The 16,438-nt window shown below is 67.4% G+C and carries 19 protein-coding genes; 9 read left to right on the top strand and 10 right to left on the bottom strand.

Translation table 11 applies throughout. The features are described 5' to 3' along the window. Positions 1 to 435: a flagellar export protein FliJ gene (locus tag ACWPKK_RS26070; RefSeq protein ID WP_452010218.1), complete on the bottom strand. Its 435-nt coding sequence runs from the start codon at positions 433 to 435 to the stop codon at positions 1 to 3. Beyond that, the gene (fliI, locus tag ACWPKK_RS26065) at positions 432 to 1,769 is read right to left on the bottom strand and encodes a flagellar protein export ATPase FliI (protein ID WP_452010215.1); all 1,338 of its coding nucleotides are present in this window, start codon (positions 1,767 to 1,769) and stop codon (positions 432 to 434) included. Before fliI ends, ACWPKK_RS26070 begins: the two co-directional genes overlap by 4 nt. Before the next feature lie 254 nt (positions 1,770 to 2,023). Between fliI and ctrA the strand changes: the two genes are divergently transcribed. The 4 genes from ctrA to ACWPKK_RS26045 all read left to right on the top strand — a co-directional run bounded on the left by ctrA (position 2,024) and on the right by ACWPKK_RS26045 (position 3,861). Further along, on the top strand, positions 2,024 to 2,764 hold the full coding sequence (gene ctrA / locus ACWPKK_RS26060) for a response regulator transcription factor CtrA (protein ID WP_014189665.1): 741 nt from the start codon (positions 2,024 to 2,026) through the stop codon (positions 2,762 to 2,764). A gap of 267 nt (positions 2,765 to 3,031) precedes the next feature. Next, positions 3,032 to 3,241, top strand: a complete 210-nt coding sequence (locus tag ACWPKK_RS26055) for a cold-shock protein (RefSeq protein ID WP_012977930.1) — start codon at positions 3,032 to 3,034, stop codon at positions 3,239 to 3,241. 128 nt (positions 3,242 to 3,369) lie between these two features. Beyond that, positions 3,370 to 3,588, top strand: coding sequence for a hypothetical protein (locus tag ACWPKK_RS26050; protein WP_324868987.1), 219 nt, complete (start codon positions 3,370 to 3,372; stop codon positions 3,586 to 3,588). A gap of 48 nt (positions 3,589 to 3,636) precedes the next feature. Next, positions 3,637 to 3,861, top strand: coding sequence for a hypothetical protein (locus ACWPKK_RS26045; protein ID WP_014189667.1), 225 nt, complete (start codon positions 3,637 to 3,639; stop codon positions 3,859 to 3,861). A 57-nt stretch (positions 3,862 to 3,918) separates the two neighbouring features. Here the strand turns inward: ACWPKK_RS26045 and ACWPKK_RS26040 are convergent, their stop codons facing one another. From ACWPKK_RS26040 to ACWPKK_RS26020, 5 genes are all read right to left on the bottom strand, one after another. Beyond that, positions 3,919 to 4,758, bottom strand: coding sequence for a CheR family methyltransferase (locus ACWPKK_RS26040; protein ID WP_149222955.1), 840 nt, complete (start codon positions 4,756 to 4,758; stop codon positions 3,919 to 3,921). Next, complete coding sequence (locus ACWPKK_RS26035) at positions 4,755 to 5,921, bottom strand: protein-glutamate methylesterase/protein-glutamine glutaminase (RefSeq protein WP_324868988.1); 1,167 nt, start codon at positions 5,919 to 5,921, stop codon at positions 4,755 to 4,757. Before ACWPKK_RS26035 ends, ACWPKK_RS26040 begins: the two co-directional genes overlap by 4 nt. 130 nt (positions 5,922 to 6,051) lie before the next feature. Then, the gene (locus ACWPKK_RS26030; RefSeq protein WP_014189670.1) at positions 6,052 to 6,417 is read right to left on the bottom strand and encodes a response regulator; all 366 of its coding nucleotides are present in this window, start codon (positions 6,415 to 6,417) and stop codon (positions 6,052 to 6,054) included. Positions 6,418 to 6,507: 90 nt separating this feature from the next. Then, complete coding sequence (locus ACWPKK_RS26025; RefSeq protein WP_111070250.1) at positions 6,508 to 7,008, bottom strand: chemotaxis protein CheW; 501 nt, start codon at positions 7,006 to 7,008, stop codon at positions 6,508 to 6,510. Then, positions 7,005 to 9,788 (bottom strand): hybrid sensor histidine kinase/response regulator, encoded by a 2,784-nt coding sequence (locus ACWPKK_RS26020; RefSeq protein ID WP_452010210.1) that lies wholly within the window; start codon positions 9,786 to 9,788, stop codon positions 7,005 to 7,007. The genes ACWPKK_RS26025 and ACWPKK_RS26020 overlap by 4 nt, the downstream gene beginning before the upstream one ends. Before the next feature lie 205 nt (positions 9,789 to 9,993). Between ACWPKK_RS26020 and ACWPKK_RS26015 the strand changes: the two genes are divergently transcribed. Further along, positions 9,994 to 10,167, top strand: coding sequence for a hypothetical protein (locus ACWPKK_RS26015; RefSeq protein ID WP_452010208.1), 174 nt, complete (start codon positions 9,994 to 9,996; stop codon positions 10,165 to 10,167). Positions 10,168 to 10,173: 6 nt separating this feature from the next. Here the strand turns inward: ACWPKK_RS26015 and ACWPKK_RS26010 are convergent, their stop codons facing one another. Further along, positions 10,174 to 10,869, bottom strand: a complete 696-nt coding sequence (locus tag ACWPKK_RS26010) for a histidine phosphotransferase family protein (RefSeq protein WP_452010206.1) — start codon at positions 10,867 to 10,869, stop codon at positions 10,174 to 10,176. Between the two features lie 125 nt (positions 10,870 to 10,994). Between ACWPKK_RS26010 and ACWPKK_RS26005 the strand changes: the two genes are divergently transcribed. The 3 genes from ACWPKK_RS26005 to ACWPKK_RS25995 all read left to right on the top strand — a co-directional run bounded on the left by ACWPKK_RS26005 (position 10,995) and on the right by ACWPKK_RS25995 (position 13,344). Further along, positions 10,995 to 11,174: a DUF3553 domain-containing protein gene (locus ACWPKK_RS26005; protein ID WP_324868992.1), complete on the top strand. Its 180-nt coding sequence runs from the start codon at positions 10,995 to 10,997 to the stop codon at positions 11,172 to 11,174. A 116-nt stretch (positions 11,175 to 11,290) separates the two neighbouring features. Further along, on the top strand, positions 11,291 to 11,413 hold the full coding sequence (locus ACWPKK_RS26000; protein ID WP_310115319.1) for a hypothetical protein: 123 nt from the start codon (positions 11,291 to 11,293) through the stop codon (positions 11,411 to 11,413). Positions 11,414 to 11,538: 125 nt separating this feature from the next. Then, positions 11,539 to 13,344, top strand: coding sequence for a sensor histidine kinase (locus ACWPKK_RS25995; RefSeq protein ID WP_452010202.1), 1,806 nt, complete (start codon positions 11,539 to 11,541; stop codon positions 13,342 to 13,344). 22 nt (positions 13,345 to 13,366) lie between these two features. On the opposite strand, the gene ACWPKK_RS25990 is transcribed toward ACWPKK_RS25995, so the two are convergent. Both ACWPKK_RS25990 and ACWPKK_RS25985 read right to left on the bottom strand, forming a co-directional pair. Continuing rightward, entirely contained in the window at positions 13,367 to 14,236 is an 870-nt protein-coding gene (locus ACWPKK_RS25990; RefSeq protein ID WP_452010770.1) for a DMT family transporter, read from the bottom strand. Between the two features lie 169 nt (positions 14,237 to 14,405). Continuing rightward, complete coding sequence (locus ACWPKK_RS25985; RefSeq protein ID WP_452010200.1) at positions 14,406 to 15,488, bottom strand: esterase-like activity of phytase family protein; 1,083 nt, start codon at positions 15,486 to 15,488, stop codon at positions 14,406 to 14,408. A 244-nt stretch (positions 15,489 to 15,732) separates the two neighbouring features. On the opposite strand from ACWPKK_RS25985, the gene ACWPKK_RS25980 reads away from it, so the two are divergent. Further along, positions 15,733 to 16,437 carry a sensor histidine kinase gene (locus tag ACWPKK_RS25980; RefSeq protein WP_149222947.1) on the top strand — a complete coding sequence of 235 codons (705 nt, stop codon included), beginning with the start codon at positions 15,733 to 15,735 and terminating at the stop codon, positions 16,435 to 16,437. Position 16,438: the final 1 nt, after the last annotated feature.

The raw sequence follows: 16,438 nt of genomic DNA, 5'->3' as shown, positions 1-16,438 counted from the left end.
TCACCCGCCGGCCGCCTCCTCCTCCGCCTGGCGGCGGCGGAAGCCGACCAGAGCGGTTTCGTCCAGCATCCCGGCATCCTTGCGCTTCTGCTTGTCGCGTTCGCGCTTCTGCCGCTCCTCCTCCGCCAGTTCGTAGCGTTTCAGCTCCTGGAAGGCTTCGGCCATCTCGTCGGTGGCGATCTCGATCTGCGCCTCCACCTGGGCCAGCGACTGGCCGAGCCGGCGGCCGCGCTCCAGCGCCGCCTGGGCGAAGTTGGAGTAGGTGAAGGAGACGGAGAAATCGTCGCGAACCGTTTCCTGTTCGTGCGCGATCTCCTGCTTCACCTTCTCGATCTCGTTGCGCAGCCGGTCGGCCAGCGTGTGGAGTTCCGCCAGGACGCGACGCTTCTCGTCCAGTTGCAGCTTCTGCAGGCGGATGATCGTCTTCAGGCTCATTGCGGCCACTGCACCCCAAAGATTTCAGCCAGCATGGCGTAGCTGGTCTCCAGATCGGTGGCTTCGCGCTTGCCCTGCTTCAGGAAAGCCTCCAGCGCCGGCTGAAAGTGGATCGCCTCGTCCACCTGCGGGTCGGAGCCGCGGCGATAGGCTCCCAGCCGGATCATCTCGGCCATGTTGTCGTAGGACGACAGCAGGCGCCGGGCATGGCCGACCAGCTCGTTCTCGTTCGGCGTGTTGCAGCCGGGCATGGTGCGCGACACGCTGCGCAGGATGTTGATGGCGGGATAGCGCCCGCGCTCGCCGATCTGGCGTTCCATCACGATGTGGCCGTCCAGGATGCCGCGCACGGCGTCGGCGATGGGCTCGTTGTGGTCGTCGCCGTCCACCAGCACGGTGAACAGGCCGGTGATTGTGCCCGACCCGACCACCCCCGGACCGGCGCGCTCCAGCAGGCGTGGCAGCTCGGCGAAGACGGTCGGCGGATAGCCCTTGGTCGTCGGCGGCTCGCCGGCGGACAGGCCGATCTCGCGCTGGGCCATGGCGAAGCGGGTGACGCTGTCCATCATGCACAGCACGTCGCGGCCCTGGTCGCGGAAATGCTCGGCCACCGCCAGCGTCATGTAGGCCGCCTGCTTGCGCATCAGCGGCGCCTCGTCGGAGGTGGCGCAGACGACGACGCTGCGGGCCAGCCCCTCCTCGCCCAGATCCTCGGTGATGAATTCCTGCAACTCGCGCCCGCGCTCGCCGATCAGCCCGATCACCGCCACCTCGGCGGCGGAAAAGCGCGCCAGCATCGACATGACCGACGATTTGCCGACGCCGGAGCCGGCGAAGATGCCCATGCGCTGGCCGCGGCAGCAGGTGAGGAAGGCGTTGACGGCGCGGATGCCCAGATCCAGCTTCCCTCCCACCCGCGCGCGGGAATGGGCGTTGGGCGGGCTGTTGCGGATCGGCGTGCCCTGCGGCCCCTTGGGCAGCGGTCCCTTGCCGTCGACCGGCTCGCCCAGCGCGTTGACGACACGGCCGAGCCAGGCATCGGTTGGGTAGATCATCGCCTGGTCGCCCGCCACCAGCGCCCGGCAGCCCAGCCCCACCCCGTCGAGCGCACCGAAGGGCATGGCGAGCGCCCGGCCCTGGCGGAACCCCACCACCTCGCAGGGAACCTGCCGCCGGTCGCGCGTCTCCACGATGCAGCGGCCGCCGACCGACAATTCCTTCTCGATCCCGCCGACCTCGACCATCAGGCCGGACACGGCGGTGACGCGGCCATAGCGGCTGCAGTCTGGAATCTGGTCGATGTCGCGGATCAGCTGGTCGAAATCGAACGGCATGGGTCGGATACCGACATCCCCAAGACGGGATGCGCTCCTATTAAGTGGTAGTTCTGTGGACGGAGGCGACGTTAACCACCATGATCGCATCTTGCGATGGAAGGATTAACGTTGTGTAAGCGCTTGGCACTGGCGTTAAGCTGAATCGTCTGTTAACTTGTGTAAACGGGATGGTTGAAATCGGTCATCAAGGATCGGGGACCATGTCGGGGGTCGGGTAGCGAAAGCGCGCCATCAAACGTCGGGATATCGCCATGAGGGTTCTGCTGGTTGAAGACGATTCCTCCGTCGCCAAAAGCATTGAACTGATGCTGAACACGGAAGGATTCATCGTCGACTCTACCGACCTGGGTGAGGACGGTCTCGAGATCGGCAAGCTCTATGATTATGACATCATCATTCTCGACCTGATGCTGCCGGACATCGACGGGTACGAGGTTCTTCGCCGCCTGCGCGCCGCGCGCGTGACCACCCCGATCCTGATCCTCTCGGGCCTGACCGAGATGGACAACAAGATCAAGGGCCTGGGCTTCGGCGCTGACGATTATCTGACCAAACCGTTCGACAAGCGCGAACTGATCGCCCGCATCCAGGCCATCGTCCGCCGGTCGAAGGGCCATTCCGACAGCATCATCCGCACCGGCCGCCTGACCGTCAACCTCGACACCCGCACGGTGGAGGTCGACCAGTCGCCGCTGCACCTCACCGGCAAGGAATACGGCATCCTGGAGTTGTTGAGCCTGCGCAAGGGCACGACGCTGACCAAGGAGATGTTCCTGAACCATCTCTATGGCGGGATGGACGAGCCGGAACTGAAGATCATCGACGTCTTCGTCTGCAAGCTGCGCAAGAAGCTGGCCGCCGCCACCCAGGGCGACAACTACATCGAAACGGTGTGGGGCCGTGGTTACGTGCTGCGCGACCCGCACGAGGAAATCTCGGAAGCGAATCCGCCGCCGCCGCCGCGCGTGCCTCAGCAGCAGGCAGCCGGCTGACCACCAACTGAAAAAGGTGGAGCGGCACTGTCGCTCTCACAATCGAACGCCCGGACGTCTTTCACCTTGAAAGCCGGACCGGGCGTTCCCATGTAAAGCGGGTCATTCTGCTACGGACTGCGGGACGTTCAAACGCCCCCACGCTCAGCCCCCCTTTTTTCGCCATTGCGAGCATGCCTTTGCGGGCATTCGGGGGCCGCCAATCCCACATCCAGTCTGATGCGCCGCACCGGTGGTGCGGCGCCCTTCGCGTTATGGGAGACAGACATGCCCGTCGGCACCGTCAAATGGTTCAACAGCACCAAGGGCTTCGGTTTCATTCAGCCGGAAAGCGGCGGCCCGGATGTGTTCGTTCACATCTCCGCTGTCGAACGCGCCGGGCTGCGCAGCCTGGTCGATGGCCAGAAGATTTCCTACGAGGAGCAGCGCGATCCCAAGCGCGGCAAGACCTCGGCGGAAAATCTGAAGGCGGTCTGACCGCCTGACCGCCGACCTGCGGAAAGAGGGGCATCGGGAAACCGGTGCCCTTTTTCCGTGTTGCGCATTCAGTGCCGCCCATACGCCGGGCCTATGCCCCGCCGGGACCTGCCCAGAGGAGAACCGCTATGGCTTTCAAACCGAACTACAACCAGCAGCGGGCCGAGCGTAACCGGGCCAAGGAACAGAAGAAGCAGGAAAAGCTTCAGCGCCGCGAGGAAGAGGTCGCCGCCCGCCGTGCCGGCACTCAGATCGACGGCGAACAGACCGGGCAGGACGATACGGACGTGCAGGATGACGCCGTTTCGACCGACACCGAGACCAAGACCGATATCAACAATGCTTGACCGCAAGGCCGATCCTACGGCCGACCGCGATTATACGGAGGACAGGCCATGGCCCGTCAGAAGAAACAACCCGTCGAAAACGCCTTTGCACTGTTCGATGTGATCTACCAGGACGGTGCGCGCACCTCGAACCGCAAGGTGCCGACGTCCGACATCGATCAGTTCGACCGCGAGAATTCCATCCGCGCCTTCATCGAGGCGCAGGACCGCAAGATCGCCGAGATGTCCGGCAACCCGCGCGGGCCAATCAAGTCGATCACGCCGTCGGCCTGAAGCTACAGTGATCGAGTGGGGGCGGCTCTCCCGCCCCCGTCGCTCTCCAGAAGGCTCTCACGCCACCTTGGCGCCGGCGGCGGAAAAGCCGCCCAGGCTGTACAGGCCGCGCTGGCCTTCCACCGGCTTGAACTTGTCGGTGATGCCCAGCACCGTTTCCGCACCGCCCAGATACAGAACGCCGTCCTGCGGCATCTGGCGGGAGATGGACTCCAGAACCTTCGCCTTCGTCGGCTGGTCGAAATAGATCAGCACGTTGCGGCAGAAGACGATGTCGAACTGGCCCAGCGCCGACAAATCGCCCAGCAGGTTCCATTCGCGGAACGAAACCATCTGGCGCAGCTGCTGGCTGATCTGCCACTTGTCGCCGTTCTGCTTGAAGTGCTTGACCAGCATGGTGATGGGAAGTCCGCGCTGCACCTCGAACTGGGTGTAGACGCCGGACTTCGCCCGCTCCACCATTTCGGCCGAGATGTCGGTGCCGACGATCTCGATGCGCCAGCCGGCCAGCTTCGCCGCCTCGTCGTTGAGGATCATCGACAGCGAATAGGCTTCCTGCCCCGAAGAACAGGCGGCCGACCAGATGCGCAGACTGCGCTTGGCCGCCCGCGCCTCCATCAGCTTCGGCAACACCAGCTGCTTGAACTGGTCGAAGGGCTTCTGGTCGCGAAAGAAGGACGACTCGTTGGTCGTCATCGCTTCCGTGATGTCGCGCAGCAGCGCCTCGTCCTTGCGGGTGCGGACGGTGGTCGCCAGCTCCTCCAGGCCCTTCATGTTCCACTTGCGCGCCACCGGCATCAGCCGGGATTCGAGCAGGTAGGCCTTGTCGCGGGTGAGGACCAGGCCGGAACGCTGCTTGAGCAGCGTGGAGAACATGTCGAAATCTTCGACTCTCATGCTGCCCTCGAAGCGAGCTTGCGGATGTGGGGACCGATTTCCTTGAGCGGCAGGATGGCGCTGCAGATGCCGGCTTGCGCCACGGCACCCGGCATGCCCCAGACCACGCTCGACGCCTCGTCCTGGGCGATCAGCATGCCGCCGCCGTTGACGACGTCGGTGCAGCCCTTCAGCCCGTCCTGCCCCATGCCGGTCAGGATGCAGGCCAGGATCTTGCGGCCGCCGAAGGCCTTCAGGATAGAGCGCATCATCGGGTCGACGGCCGGGCGGCAGAAATTCTCCGGCGGATCCTTGCTGAGCGTGATCACGTTGGCCCCGCCGCGCTGCGCCACCAGCATGTGGAAGTCGCCGGGGGCGATGTAGCAGCGGTTCTGCACGATCGGCTCGCCGTCCTTGGCCTCGCGCGCATCGATCCCGCATTGGCGGGTGATATGCTCGGCCAGGATGGTGGTGAAGGTCGCCGGCATATGCTGGGTGATCAGGATCGGCTGGCTGATGCCGGCCTTCAGGTGCGACAGGACCTCGAACAGGGCCTGCGGGCCGCCGGTGGAGCTGCCGATGGCGATCACGTCCGGCTTCACCGCCATGGCGCCGACCGGGGCCGGGCGGGTGGTGATCGGCCCGACCTCGCGCTTGAGCAGCCCGACCGGAGCCGCCGGGGTCAGCGGGCGGATTTCACCGCGGGTGCGCGACCCGGCGCGCTTCGCCGCGGCGCCCAGCGCCTTGACCTTGGCGACCAGCTCGCGCTTGAAGTCCTCCGCCCCGCCGATCTCGCGGGTGGAGGTCGGCTTCGGAATGTAATCGGCCGCACCCGCCGACAGGCAGCGGATGGAGACGTCGGCCCCGCGCAGCGTCAGCGTGGAGGCCATGATGATCTTCACCTGCGGCGCCACCGCCAGCAGCTTCGGGATGGCGGTCAGCCCGTCCATCACCGGCATCTCGATGTCCAGAACGATGACGTCGATCGAGTTGCGCTGCAGCGAATTCACCGCCATCTGACCGTCGCCCACGGAGGTGACGACGCGGATGTCCGGGTCTCCTTCCAGCGCACGGGTCAGCAGGCCGCGGATGACGGCCGAGTCGTCCACCACCATGACCCGGACGGGATCCGGATTGGCCGGTCGCGCGGTGGTGAGGGGGCCTCTGCCAAAACTGTCCGACATATCGGCGATTCGCCTTTCAACTCGACTGGTTCAACGCGGCTTGTCCAGCGTTCAGACAGGGAGCCTGTCCCGACCGACCCATGCCCCGGCGGCCGTGTGCTGGACGGTCATGTCCGGCACGGGCAGGAGATCACAGCAAGCCGACTTGCGCGAACTTGGTCTGGATGATGTCGCTGTCGAAGGGCTTCATGATGTACTCGTTGGCCCCCGCGGACAGCGCCTCCTGGATGTGGGCGAGGTCGTTCTCGGTGGTGCAGAAGACCACCTTGGGCTGCTCGCCCCCGCTCATCTTGCGCAGCCGGCGCAGGAACTCGATGCCGGTCATCACCGGCATGTTCCAGTCCAGCAGGATGGCATCGGGCATCTGTGCCGCGCAGGCCTCCATCGCCTGTTTGCCGTCCTCCGCCTCGGTGCAGGTGAAGTTCAGCTCTTCAAGGATCTTGCGTGCGACCTTGCGGACCACGCGGCTGTCGTCGACCACCAGGCAGGATTTCATTGCGGCAGGGCCTCAGGTCATCTGTTCGTCGGCGGAAAAGCCGGCCGGAAGGAGCGGCGCCTTTCCCCGACGGGAAGACGCCGCGGACCGTCAGGCCGTCTCGATGGTTGTGAAGTTGAGCAGACGAGGCACGTCCAGCACAACCATCAACTGGCCGTTCAGCCTATAAATTCCGGTAGAGACCTCGCGCCAGCGCGGATCCAGCGTCGCCGGGTTGCGTTCGAAGTCCTCCTTGGTCAGGCTCAGCACCTCTCCGACCGAATCGACCATTAGGCTGTACAGCTCGCCGCGCAGGTCGACGACGATCGACATGCCGGGCTTGTCCTTCGGCCGGCCGGTCAGGCCGAGCCGCAGGCGGACGTCGATCGCGGTGACGATGCGGCCGCGCAGGTTCAGCGACCCGGCGACCTCCGGCGGAGCCAGCGGGATACGGGTGATCCGCTGATGGCCCAGCACGTCCTGCACCTGAAGGACCGGGATGCCGAACATCTGGTCGGCGATCGTCATGGTCACATAGTCCTGGTTGCCGGAGACGACGATGTCGTCGCCCTTCGACTTCCGGACGGTGGACGGCAGCTTGGCGTTGCTCATGCGGCACCTTTCTGGTCGGTCAGCGTCTGCTGCAGCGCGAAGAGCAGCGCGTCACGGTCGAACTTGGCGACATAGTCGTTGAAGCCGGCGATCCGGCCGCGGTCGAGGTCGCGGGCGCTGGCGTGGCTGGACAGCGCCACCATCGGCACGCCCTGCCAGCGGCTGCCGTGGCGAACAGCCTCGGCGAAGTCGAAGCCGCTCATGCCCGGCATCTCGATGTCGGAGACGATGACGTCGAAGTCCTCGCCCGCCTCGCAGAGAGCCAGCGCGTCGCCGGCATTCTCCACCGCCGTCACGTCGTAGCCGGCGACCGACAGCAGCGGCGTCAGCAGGTTGCGGAAGAAGGGGCTGTCGTCGACCAGAAGCACGCGCTGCAGCTTCTCCTCCTCGAACCCCTCCTGGGCGGAGGAGCCGAACCAGTCCTTGTAGGCCTGGGTCAGGAAGAAGCCGGCGTCGATCACCTCGGTCGCCTTGCCGGCGATGATGGCCGACCCCATCAGGCCGGGACGCTCCGCGGCCAGCTGGACGTTCAGCTTCTCCTCCACGATGTCGACGATCTCGTCGACGATCAGGCCCATCGAGCGGTCGCCGTCGGCGAAGACCAGGACCGGCTGGCGCCCTTCGTTGGCCAGGGCGAAGTTCGGGTCGATCGGCACCAGAGGCATCAGCTTGCCGCGGTACTGGACCACCGGCAGGCCGTTCGACATCTCGACCGTGGCGAGATCGACGTCCTCCAGGCGGGCGACCAGCGACAGCGGCACCGCCTTGGGCGCGCCCTCGCCGGCGCGGAACAGCAGGAGCGCCATCTTGTCCTCCTGGCGCTGGGTCTGGACCGCGGTGGTCTCCTTGCCCGCAGCCTCGCCCATCGCCATCTCGCCGGTGGCCGACGCGATGCCGTTGGGGTCCAGGATCATGATGACCGAGCCGTCGCCCAGGATGGTATTGCCCGAGAACATCTCGATGTGGCGCAGGATCGGCGCCACCGGCTTCACCACGATTTCCTCGGTGTCGAACACGCGGTCGACCATGATGCCGAAGGTGTAGGTGCCGACCTGGGTGACGACGATGAAGGTCTCGTCCGCCGGCTTCTTGGCGTCCTCGCTGTCGTCCAGCCGCAGCAGCTGCTGCAGCGAGACCAGCGGCAGCAGGCGGTTGCGCAGGCGCAGCACCGGCGTGCCCTTCAGGCGCTCGATCGTATGCTCGCTGTCGGCGGCGGCACGCACCAGCTCGACCACGCTGATCTGCGGGATGGCGAAGCGTTCGCCCGCGCACTCGACGATCAGGGCGGAGACGATGGCCAGCGTCAGCGGGATCTTGATGACGAAGGTCGACCCCTTGCCCTGGGCCGACTTGATCTCGATCGTGCCGCCGATCTTCTCGATGTTGGTCTTCACCACGTCCATGCCGACGCCGCGGCCCGACACGTTGGTGACCTTGGCGGCGGTGGAGAATCCCGGCTTCATGATGAACTGGATGATCTGCTGGTCGGTCATCGAGGCCAGCTCGATCTCCGACGCCATCCCGTTCTGGATCGCCTTCTGCTTGATCCGGTCGATGGCAAGTCCCTTACCGTCGTCCTGGATCTCGATGATGATGTGGCCGCCTTCGTGATAGGCGTTCAGCGTGATGCGGCCGGTCTCCGACTTGCCGGACTTCAGGCGCTCCGCCGGGATCTCCAGGCCATGGTCGGCGCTGTTGCGCACCATGTGGGTCAGCGGGTCCTTGATCAGCTCCAGCACCTGGCGGTCCAGCTCGGTGTCGGCGCCGAGCATCTGGAGGTCGATCTTCTTGTTCAGTTCATGCGCCAGGTCGCGCACCAGGCGCGGCAGCTTGGCCCAGGCGTTGCCGATGGGCTGCATGCGCGTCTTCATGACGCCTTCCTGCAGCTCCGACGTCACATGGTTCAGGCGCTGCAGCGGGGCGGCGAACTCGCTCTCCTTCTGCGACCGCAGGATCTGGAGCAGCTGGTTGCGGGTCAGCACCAGCTCCGAGACCATGGTCATCAGGTTTTCGAGCAGGTCGACGTTCACGCGGATGGTCTGCGCGGCGACCGCCGATTCCTTGGTCGCGGCCTCGGCACCCGCATCGGCACCGCCCGCATTGCCGCCGGCGGAACCGCCGGCCATCGGGGCGACCGGGGCCGGCACCTTGGCGGCGGCCGGCTCGGCATCGGGAACGACGAGGTCCTGCGACGGGGCGGGCTCCTCGGCCGGCTCCGGCGCGCGGGTGGCGACCGCCGTGCTCGCCGGAACGGCGGGAGCCGCGGCCGGCGGGTCATTGGGACCCGGGATGGAGTTCCACAGCGCCTCCAACTCGTCCAGCGTCGCCGGACGATCGTCCGCGGCGGCGACTGCGGGAGCGGTCGGCGGCGGAGCGGCGGCGGCCGGAGATGGCCCGCCCAGCTTGCCCTCGGCGCACAGGTTCAGCCGCTCGATCAGCGGCAGGTCGTCGCCGGGCGGTTCCGCCTCGGTCGCTTCCAGAACCGCCAGCAGGCTCTTGATGGTGTCCAGAGCCTGCAGGATCAGCGAAACCGCTTCCGGATTGATCGTCAGCTCGCCGTCACGGAACTTGCCCAGCACGTTCTCCGACGCGTGCGCCACCTTTTCCAGGCGGGGCAGGCCGAGGAAGCCGCAGGTTCCCTTGATGGTGTGAACGAGGCGGAAGATGTTCGACAGCAGTTCCGGATTGTTGGGATTCTGCTCCAACCGCACCAACTCGACGTCGAGCACCGAGAGGTTTTCGTTGGTCTCCGTCAGAAATTCGGACAGCAGATCATCCATGTCGCATTCCCCAGGCCCAATGTTTATGGTCCGCGCCGGCCTGCGGCTCGAACGGGCAGCATCTAAGGGCCGCCGGTTGCGCTCCAGTCCAGGTAGGTCGGGAGCCTGTCAAACACTGATTAAGAGAACCTTACCTCTTCCGATAGGGAGTCTTCCGAGCGCTTCCACCGGCAGGATAAGGGACCGATTGTCACAGGGAGGATCGATGACCGACGCCGAACTCGCCCAGTCCGTGCGCGACGCCGTGGACAACCTCAACGCCGCCCTGGCGGAGGCCGCACGCCACAATCTGGCCGTCACGCTGCGCACCACGTCCCACCAGACCACCGGCGGGGTGGAGCAGGTCGTGGTGGAAACGCGGATTTTCAAACAGCTGTAAGGAGCCTCACCACTCCGCGGTGAAGACCAGCCGCTCACTGCTTTCGGTGGCGACGGCGATGCGGAATCCGTCGCTCTCCGCCAGCCGTCCGGCGAGATAGGCGTGGATGGTGCGGGGCGTCAGCGCATCGGGCGCGGCCGTGCCGGCCAGGGCCGCGGCGGCATCCGGATTCAGGGTGCCGGGGCGGCCGGCGGCGGTCACGGTGATGCGGCCGGCCGTCTCGTCTCCGTCGGCCGCGACGGACACGAGGCCTCCATGGGTCAGCGCCTCGTCCGCCAGCAGGATGAGGTTCAGCACCAGCTTCACCACGCCGCGGCGCTGGGCCGTCATGTCGTGCGGCACCCGTTCCGGCCAGTCCAGCCGGGTGCGGCCGCCCTCGAGATAGCCGGCGGCGGAGTTGCGGGCGTCGCCGAACCCCTTCTGGTCGCGCCCGGCCACCCCGTAGGCCAGCCGGAACACCCGCAGCCGGCGGTCCGCCTGACCGGAGGAATGGTCGATCAGCTTCACCGCCTCGCCCAGGAAGCCGCCGGCCAACCCGCCCCCGGCCCCGCCGCCATCCTCGTCCTCCTGCATCTCCTCGATCAGTTCCAGGCCGTTGCGGATGGCGCCGACCGGGCTGACCAGATCGTGGCACAGCTTCGACGCCAGCAATTCCAGGACGCGGATGTCGACGCTGACGGGTTGGGAAGGCGATTCGGTCACGAGACGGTCTCCGGTGGAAAAAAGGAGCGGCGACGGCGCGGTGCCGGCGATTCTATACTCTCACGGCGCCGCCGCACAGGCGGTCGCATTTCCTATGTACAATAGACTGACGGATGGGACGCGACATGGACGATTCGCTGGTGCCCGGCGCCTGGGTGCGCCACCCGGACCAGCCCGATTGGGGGCTGGGGCAGGTGCAGTCGGCCATCCGCAACCGCATCACCGTGAATTTCGAGCATGCGGGCAAGGTGCTGATCGACAGCGACGTCATCTCGCTCTCGGTGGTGGATCCGGACGAGGTCTGACGCCGGCCCGGAATTCGATGTTCCGACTCCGGGAAAGCGCGGATTGCGCCGCCGGTGCCGCTTTGCTTTTATGCGCCGAATCCAAGCATGCCGAATCCAAAAAAGGGAGACCAGAGATGAAGGCCATGATCCTCGGCTTTGCCGCCGCGGCGGTGATCGCGCTGGGTGCGGCGGTGGCGTTGAACTCCATCGGCCATTCGACCGCAGAGCGCTTCTCCAGCTCCACCGTCCGGCTTTAGGAGAACAAGCTCATCACCTCTTCCACGAAAAGGCGACTTCCGGCATTGGTGTTCGCGGTGTAGCATCGGTAGATCCATGATCGGACACGGCGGACCGTCGGTTGATCTCGCGTCTCAAAGGGGGAATGGGTGCCTTCGGCGTGGCGTTGATCGTCGGCTTCAACGCCATGATCGGCTACGACCTTCTGCATGAGCGTAGCGAGACCGTCACCCGGGCACGGGAAGAGAACGGAGCGATGGCGCTGGTGCTGGAGCGCCATGCGACCGACAGCTTTTCGGGCGTATCGAAAATCCTGGCCGGCGTGGCGGAAGTGCTGGCCGTCCGCGGCGACAGTTGGGAACGGGGCGATGCCGACGTGCATGCCCTGCTGCGCCGTCAGGCCAGCCAGTCGCCGCTGATCCGCGCCATGCTGGTGGTCGCCGCCGACGGCAGGCTGGTTCACGACACCCAGACGCTGACCCCCGCCAACCTCGACCTGTCGGACCGTGACTACCTGATGGCTCACCGCGAAGGGCTGGTCGCCGGCGGAGCCGACGGGGTCTTCGTCGGCAATCCGGCGCGGGGGCGCACCTCCGGCAACTGGTTCATCGGCATGAGCCGACGGCTGAACGCCCCGGACGGGCGGTTCGCCGGGGTGGTGGTCGCGGTGATGGAGCCGACGGCCTTCCGCGGCCTCTACCGAACGCTGGCACTTCCCGGCGATGCCGTGGTGACGCTCTATCATGCGGACGGGCCGGTGTTGGCCCGCTTTCCCGACCATGAGACCTATATCGGCCGCTCGGCCCGCCATCTGCCGCTGTTCGCCCGCCTGCTGAAGGAGGCACCGGCCGGCACCGAGTTGCTGGACAGCCCGGCCGACGGGCCGCGACGCATCCTCAGCTACCGCGCCTCGGCCGAAATGCCGCTGGTGGTTACGGTGTCGTCGTCGCGCGACGCGGTGCTCGCCCCCTGGCAGTCCAAGGCCGTCATGCTGGCCGCCGCCGGCCTCGCCGGCACGCTGGTGATCGGGTTGATGATGCTGGCCCTGCTGCGCGAGGCCGGGCGGCGCGAACGGGCGATGGCCGATCTGCAGGGCAGCGAGCGGGCGCTGCGCGACAGCCAGCACAGGCTGATCCAGGACATCGCCGCCCGCCACCGGATCGAGGCGGAGCTGATCGCCGCCAAGCAGGTCTCCGACGCCGCCAACCGGGCCAAGACGCAGTTCCTGGCGAACATGAGCCACGAACTGCGCACCCCGCTGAACGCGGTGATCGGCTTCGCGGAGGCGCTGGAAAGCGGCATCTTCGGCGCGATGACGCCCAAGCAGACCGAGTATGTCGGCGACATCCGCCGGTCCGGCCAGCATCTGCTGAGCCTGATCAACGACATCCTCGACACCACCAAGATCGAATCGGGCAAATACGTCCTGCACCAGGAGGAACTGGCGGTGGAGGACCTGATCGGCGAATGCCTGCGCCAGATGGAGCAGCTGGCGCTCGAAAAGGGCGTGACCCTGTCTGCGAAGCTGGACGATCCCCTGCCCATCCTGTACGCCGACGCCCGCGCGGTGCGGCAGATCCTGCTGAACCTGCTGTCCAATGCCGTGAAGTTCACGCCGCCCGGCGGCCGGATCGCGGTGGAGGCTGATCGGGCGGCGCGCAGCTTGCGCCTGCGGGTCAGCGACACCGGCATCGGCATCCCCACGGTCGAGTTGGAGCAGGTGATGGAGCCGTTCCATCAGGTCGACAACTCCCACACCCGGCGCTATGCCGGCACCGGGCTGGGGCTGCCGCTGGTCAAGTCGCTGGTGGAGATGCAGGACGGGCGATTCGTGCTGTCCAGCGTGCTGGGGCGCGGCACCACCGCCACCGTGCTCTTTCCACCGGGACGCCTGCGCAGCCGTCCCGCCGACCTCATGGCGCTGGAACGGACGCAGACGGTCCCCGTGTGACCTCGCGGGGCGAAGACCCCCCTCAAGCCCGCCGCTTCCCGACGATCACCAGCGCGATGCCGCCCAGTACCGCGACGGAGGAGACCGCCAGCGTCGGCGTGATCCGCTCGCCAAGCGCCAGCGCCGCGGCCAGCGCGGTGATGACCGGGACGCTCAACTGCACCGAGGCGGCGCGGGCGGCGGTCAGGGCCGGCAACGCGGCGTACCAGATCGCATAGCCCACCCCCGACGCCAACGCCCCGGACAGGACGGCGTAGAGCAGCCCGCCTGCATCCCAGCGCAGTCCGCCGCCGGTGAACGGCCCGGCCAGCGCCGACAGCAGGGCCAACGCCGCTGCCATCGGAACGGCGCGCAGGAAATTGCCGGCGGTGGTGGCGATCGGATCGCGGCTGGCCCGTCCCAGCAGCGAATAGACGCCCCAGGCCGCACCGGCCGCCACCATCAGCAGCGCCCCCAGCGGATCGGGGGCCGACAGGCCCGGCGCCAGCAGCAGCGCCAGCCCGCAGAATGCCAGAGCCAGACCGCCCCACTGCAGCGCCACCAGCCGTTCACCACGGTAGAGTCCGACCAGGATCATGGTGGCCTGCACCGCCCCGAACAGCAGAAGCGCCCCGGTCCCCGCGGTCATGGTCAGGTAGGCGAAGGAGAAGGCCGCCGCATAGGCCAGCAGCGCCGCCGCACCGCGCCAACTGCCCGCTCCGGGCTTCGCATGCCCGGTCGCGCGGGCGATCAGCCACAGGCTGGCGGCACCGGAGGCGATCCGCACCAGGGTGAATCCGGCCGGATCGATGGCGGTCCGGGTCAGGGCCAGCCGGCACAGGATGGAGTTGGCGGCGAAGGCCAGCATCGCCAGCAGGGTCAGCAGCGCCGCCTGCCTCAGCCCGGGGATCATCGCCGGAACCGCCGGTGCGGCAGCGGCCCGCGCCGCGCCCAGCTTATCGCTTGCCGCCATGATTGTTTCCTCCGCAAGCATCCGGAGGCAGCTAGCCGCAAGGGCGCCGTGCTGTCAAATCCGCAGCAGGCTTCGCCCCGTCCGACTTTGGTCGGAGGCGGTGGGGCCTTCAGGAGGACGGCCCGTCCAGGGCGAACTGCAGCAGGTAGGTGCGCTGGAGCGAGCTGAAATTGTCGTCGGAGATCAGGTAGACCAGCGTTTCCCCCGCCGGTCCGGGGCGCGTGGCGATGCCTTCGAAATTATCGTTCAGCAGGGGCGACTCCAGCCGGGCGAGTTCCTCCCCCTCGATGACGGCGCCGGCGCTCAGCTGTTGCGGCGCCACCCGGACCAAGCGCGACGACCAGCCGCCCAGAAGCGATACCCGCCGTTCCAGCACCAGAACGCCGCCGTCGGGCAGCGGGGCGACGCCGGTCGGCCGGTAGCGGGGTGCAGCACGGTAGGCAAGGGGCTGCCAGTCCGCCGCGTTGCGCGGCACGGCGTCCTTCGGCAAGTCCCGGCCTGTGATCCCTGCTCCCGTAATCCCTACCCCCGTAATCCCTACTCCCGCAATCCAGGCGCGGCGCTCCTGCCGGCCGTCGTCCTCGCCCTCCTCCAGGACCAGAAGCCGGCCGTCAGGAAGGCGGGTCAGCGCCTCCAGCCCGCCATTCTCCGAACCGTCCTCCGCCTCCGGCGGCAAGGGGATCGGCGTCGGCGTCCCTTCCGGTCCGTGGTCGCCGGCCGAATAGCGCAGGATGCGGTGGTCGCGCTCCAGCGAGACCAGCCAGCTGCCGTCGTCCAGACGCGCCAGATCCTCCGCATCGGTGCGGCGCTTGCGGCGGGAAACCCCCTCCTCCACCGGCAACGGGCGGGCGCGGACCTCTGCGATCCCGGCCAAGCGCCCTGCGGCGTCGGTCCGCAGCCGGCCATCGACCACCAGCCCGGTGTCGCCGACGGCGACGAACCGCTCGCCGGCCGGGTGGACCCACAGGCCGGACAGCCCGCCGACCCGGTTACCCCCGGCGATCTCGAGCCCACCCAGGAACCGCAAGGGCCCGACCGCCGCCTTCTCCGGCCGGCCGCGGTCGAGCGGCACCTCCCTGGCGGTGACAATTTCCGGGTTGCGAAGGCCGCCGCCGGCCCCGACCACGGCGGCGCAGCCGCCCGACAGGGCCGTCAGCAGCAGGCCCCAGACCAACATCTTTCGCATCGTCATGCGGCCACTCTTGCCAGTGCAACCGACGGATACAACCTATCTTTCGGCGGGCACCCGCCCGCTCCCATCCGCATGCCCATCCGGGGCCGGCGGGTTGCGGCACGACCGTCATGGCGCCTCGGACTTAACGGTTAGGCGCGGCGGGTTACTCCCTCAGAACCGGTGGGGCCTGCCGGACAAGCGCTTAGATTGACGAATGTTTTCGACGATGCTTACCTGTGATGACCGAGCCGAGTCCGTTCCCATGCCGATGCTTCCGCGGTCCCAGGCCGCCTACTCTCCTCCGGACCAGCCGGGCGACGGCGTCGCGTCGGGGGCGTCCCCGGCCGACCGGCTGACGGCGCGCATCCAGGAGCTGGAAGCCGAGCTTCGGGAACTCCAGCATCGCGCCAAGAACAGCCTGCAGTTGGTGATCAGCCTGCTGAAGCTGCAGGCCGGCCGCATCCGCGACCCCGATGCCCGCGCCGCCTACGAACAGACGATGGTGCGCATCGAGGCGCTGGCGATCCTCTATCGCCAGTTGCACGAGAGCGGCGCCGGCACCCATGTCGACCTTGGCCGCTACGTCACCGCCCTGTGCGAGGCGGTGCGCGAAGGCACACCGGGCGCCCTGTCCCGCGTGCCCGTGACGGTCGATTCCGACCCGATCCAGATCGGCCTGTACGAGGCGATGCCGCTCGGCCTGATCATCGCGGAGCTGGTGACCAGCTGCCTGCACCACGCCTTCCCCGACGACGGCTGGATCCGCATCACCGTGCGCCAGCAGGGCGACAGCGGCCGTGCCCGCCTGACGGTGGAGGACAACGGCCGCGCCCTGCCCGCCGGCTTCGACACCACCGCCGAGGACGGCCTGATGCTGGCCGAGGCGCTGGCCGGCCAGCTGGGCGATACGCTGTCCACCGACAGCGACGCCGCCGGCACGACCGCCAGCGTCAGCTTCCCGGTCTGAT

Source organism: Azospirillum largimobile, assembly GCF_977007025.2.
The sequence above is the reverse complement of the archived record's forward strand: the minus strand, read 5'-3'. Positions and strand labels throughout refer to the sequence as shown.

What these genes read in the sequence shown, in the direction of transcription:
- ACWPKK_RS26070 (WP_452010218.1), bottom strand. Translation starts at nt 435, where the DNA reads ATGAGCCTGAAGACGATCATCCGCCTGCAGAAGCTGCAACTGGACGAG.
- fliI (WP_452010215.1), bottom strand. Translation starts at nt 1,769, where the DNA reads ATGCCGTTCGATTTCGACCAGCTGATCCGCGACATCGACCAGATTCCA.
- ctrA (WP_014189665.1), top strand. Translation starts at nt 2,024, where the DNA reads ATGAGGGTTCTGCTGGTTGAAGACGATTCCTCCGTCGCCAAAAGCATT.
- ACWPKK_RS26055 (WP_012977930.1), top strand. Translation starts at nt 3,032, where the DNA reads ATGCCCGTCGGCACCGTCAAATGGTTCAACAGCACCAAGGGCTTCGGT.
- ACWPKK_RS26050 (WP_324868987.1), top strand. Translation starts at nt 3,370, where the DNA reads ATGGCTTTCAAACCGAACTACAACCAGCAGCGGGCCGAGCGTAACCGG.
- ACWPKK_RS26045 (WP_014189667.1), top strand. Translation starts at nt 3,637, where the DNA reads ATGGCCCGTCAGAAGAAACAACCCGTCGAAAACGCCTTTGCACTGTTC.
- ACWPKK_RS26040 (WP_149222955.1), bottom strand. Translation starts at nt 4,758, where the DNA reads ATGAGAGTCGAAGATTTCGACATGTTCTCCACGCTGCTCAAGCAGCGT.
- ACWPKK_RS26035 (WP_324868988.1), bottom strand. Translation starts at nt 5,921, where the DNA reads ATGTCGGACAGTTTTGGCAGAGGCCCCCTCACCACCGCGCGACCGGCC.
- ACWPKK_RS26030 (WP_014189670.1), bottom strand. Translation starts at nt 6,417, where the DNA reads ATGAAATCCTGCCTGGTGGTCGACGACAGCCGCGTGGTCCGCAAGGTC.
- ACWPKK_RS26025 (WP_111070250.1), bottom strand. Translation starts at nt 7,008, where the DNA reads ATGAGCAACGCCAAGCTGCCGTCCACCGTCCGGAAGTCGAAGGGCGAC.
- ACWPKK_RS26020 (WP_452010210.1), bottom strand. Translation starts at nt 9,788, where the DNA reads ATGGATGATCTGCTGTCCGAATTTCTGACGGAGACCAACGAAAACCTC.
- ACWPKK_RS26015 (WP_452010208.1), top strand. Translation starts at nt 9,994, where the DNA reads ATGACCGACGCCGAACTCGCCCAGTCCGTGCGCGACGCCGTGGACAAC.
- ACWPKK_RS26005 (WP_324868992.1), top strand. Translation starts at nt 10,995, where the DNA reads ATGGACGATTCGCTGGTGCCCGGCGCCTGGGTGCGCCACCCGGACCAG.
- ACWPKK_RS26000 (WP_310115319.1), top strand. Translation starts at nt 11,291, where the DNA reads ATGAAGGCCATGATCCTCGGCTTTGCCGCCGCGGCGGTGATCGCGCTG.
- ACWPKK_RS25995 (WP_452010202.1), top strand. Translation starts at nt 11,539, where the DNA reads ATGGGTGCCTTCGGCGTGGCGTTGATCGTCGGCTTCAACGCCATGATC.
- ACWPKK_RS25990 (WP_452010770.1), bottom strand. Translation starts at nt 14,236, where the DNA reads ATGATCCCCGGGCTGAGGCAGGCGGCGCTGCTGACCCTGCTGGCGATG.
- ACWPKK_RS25985 (WP_452010200.1), bottom strand. Translation starts at nt 15,488, where the DNA reads ATGACGATGCGAAAGATGTTGGTCTGGGGCCTGCTGCTGACGGCCCTG.
- ACWPKK_RS25980 (WP_149222947.1), top strand. Translation starts at nt 15,733, where the DNA reads ATGCCGATGCTTCCGCGGTCCCAGGCCGCCTACTCTCCTCCGGACCAG.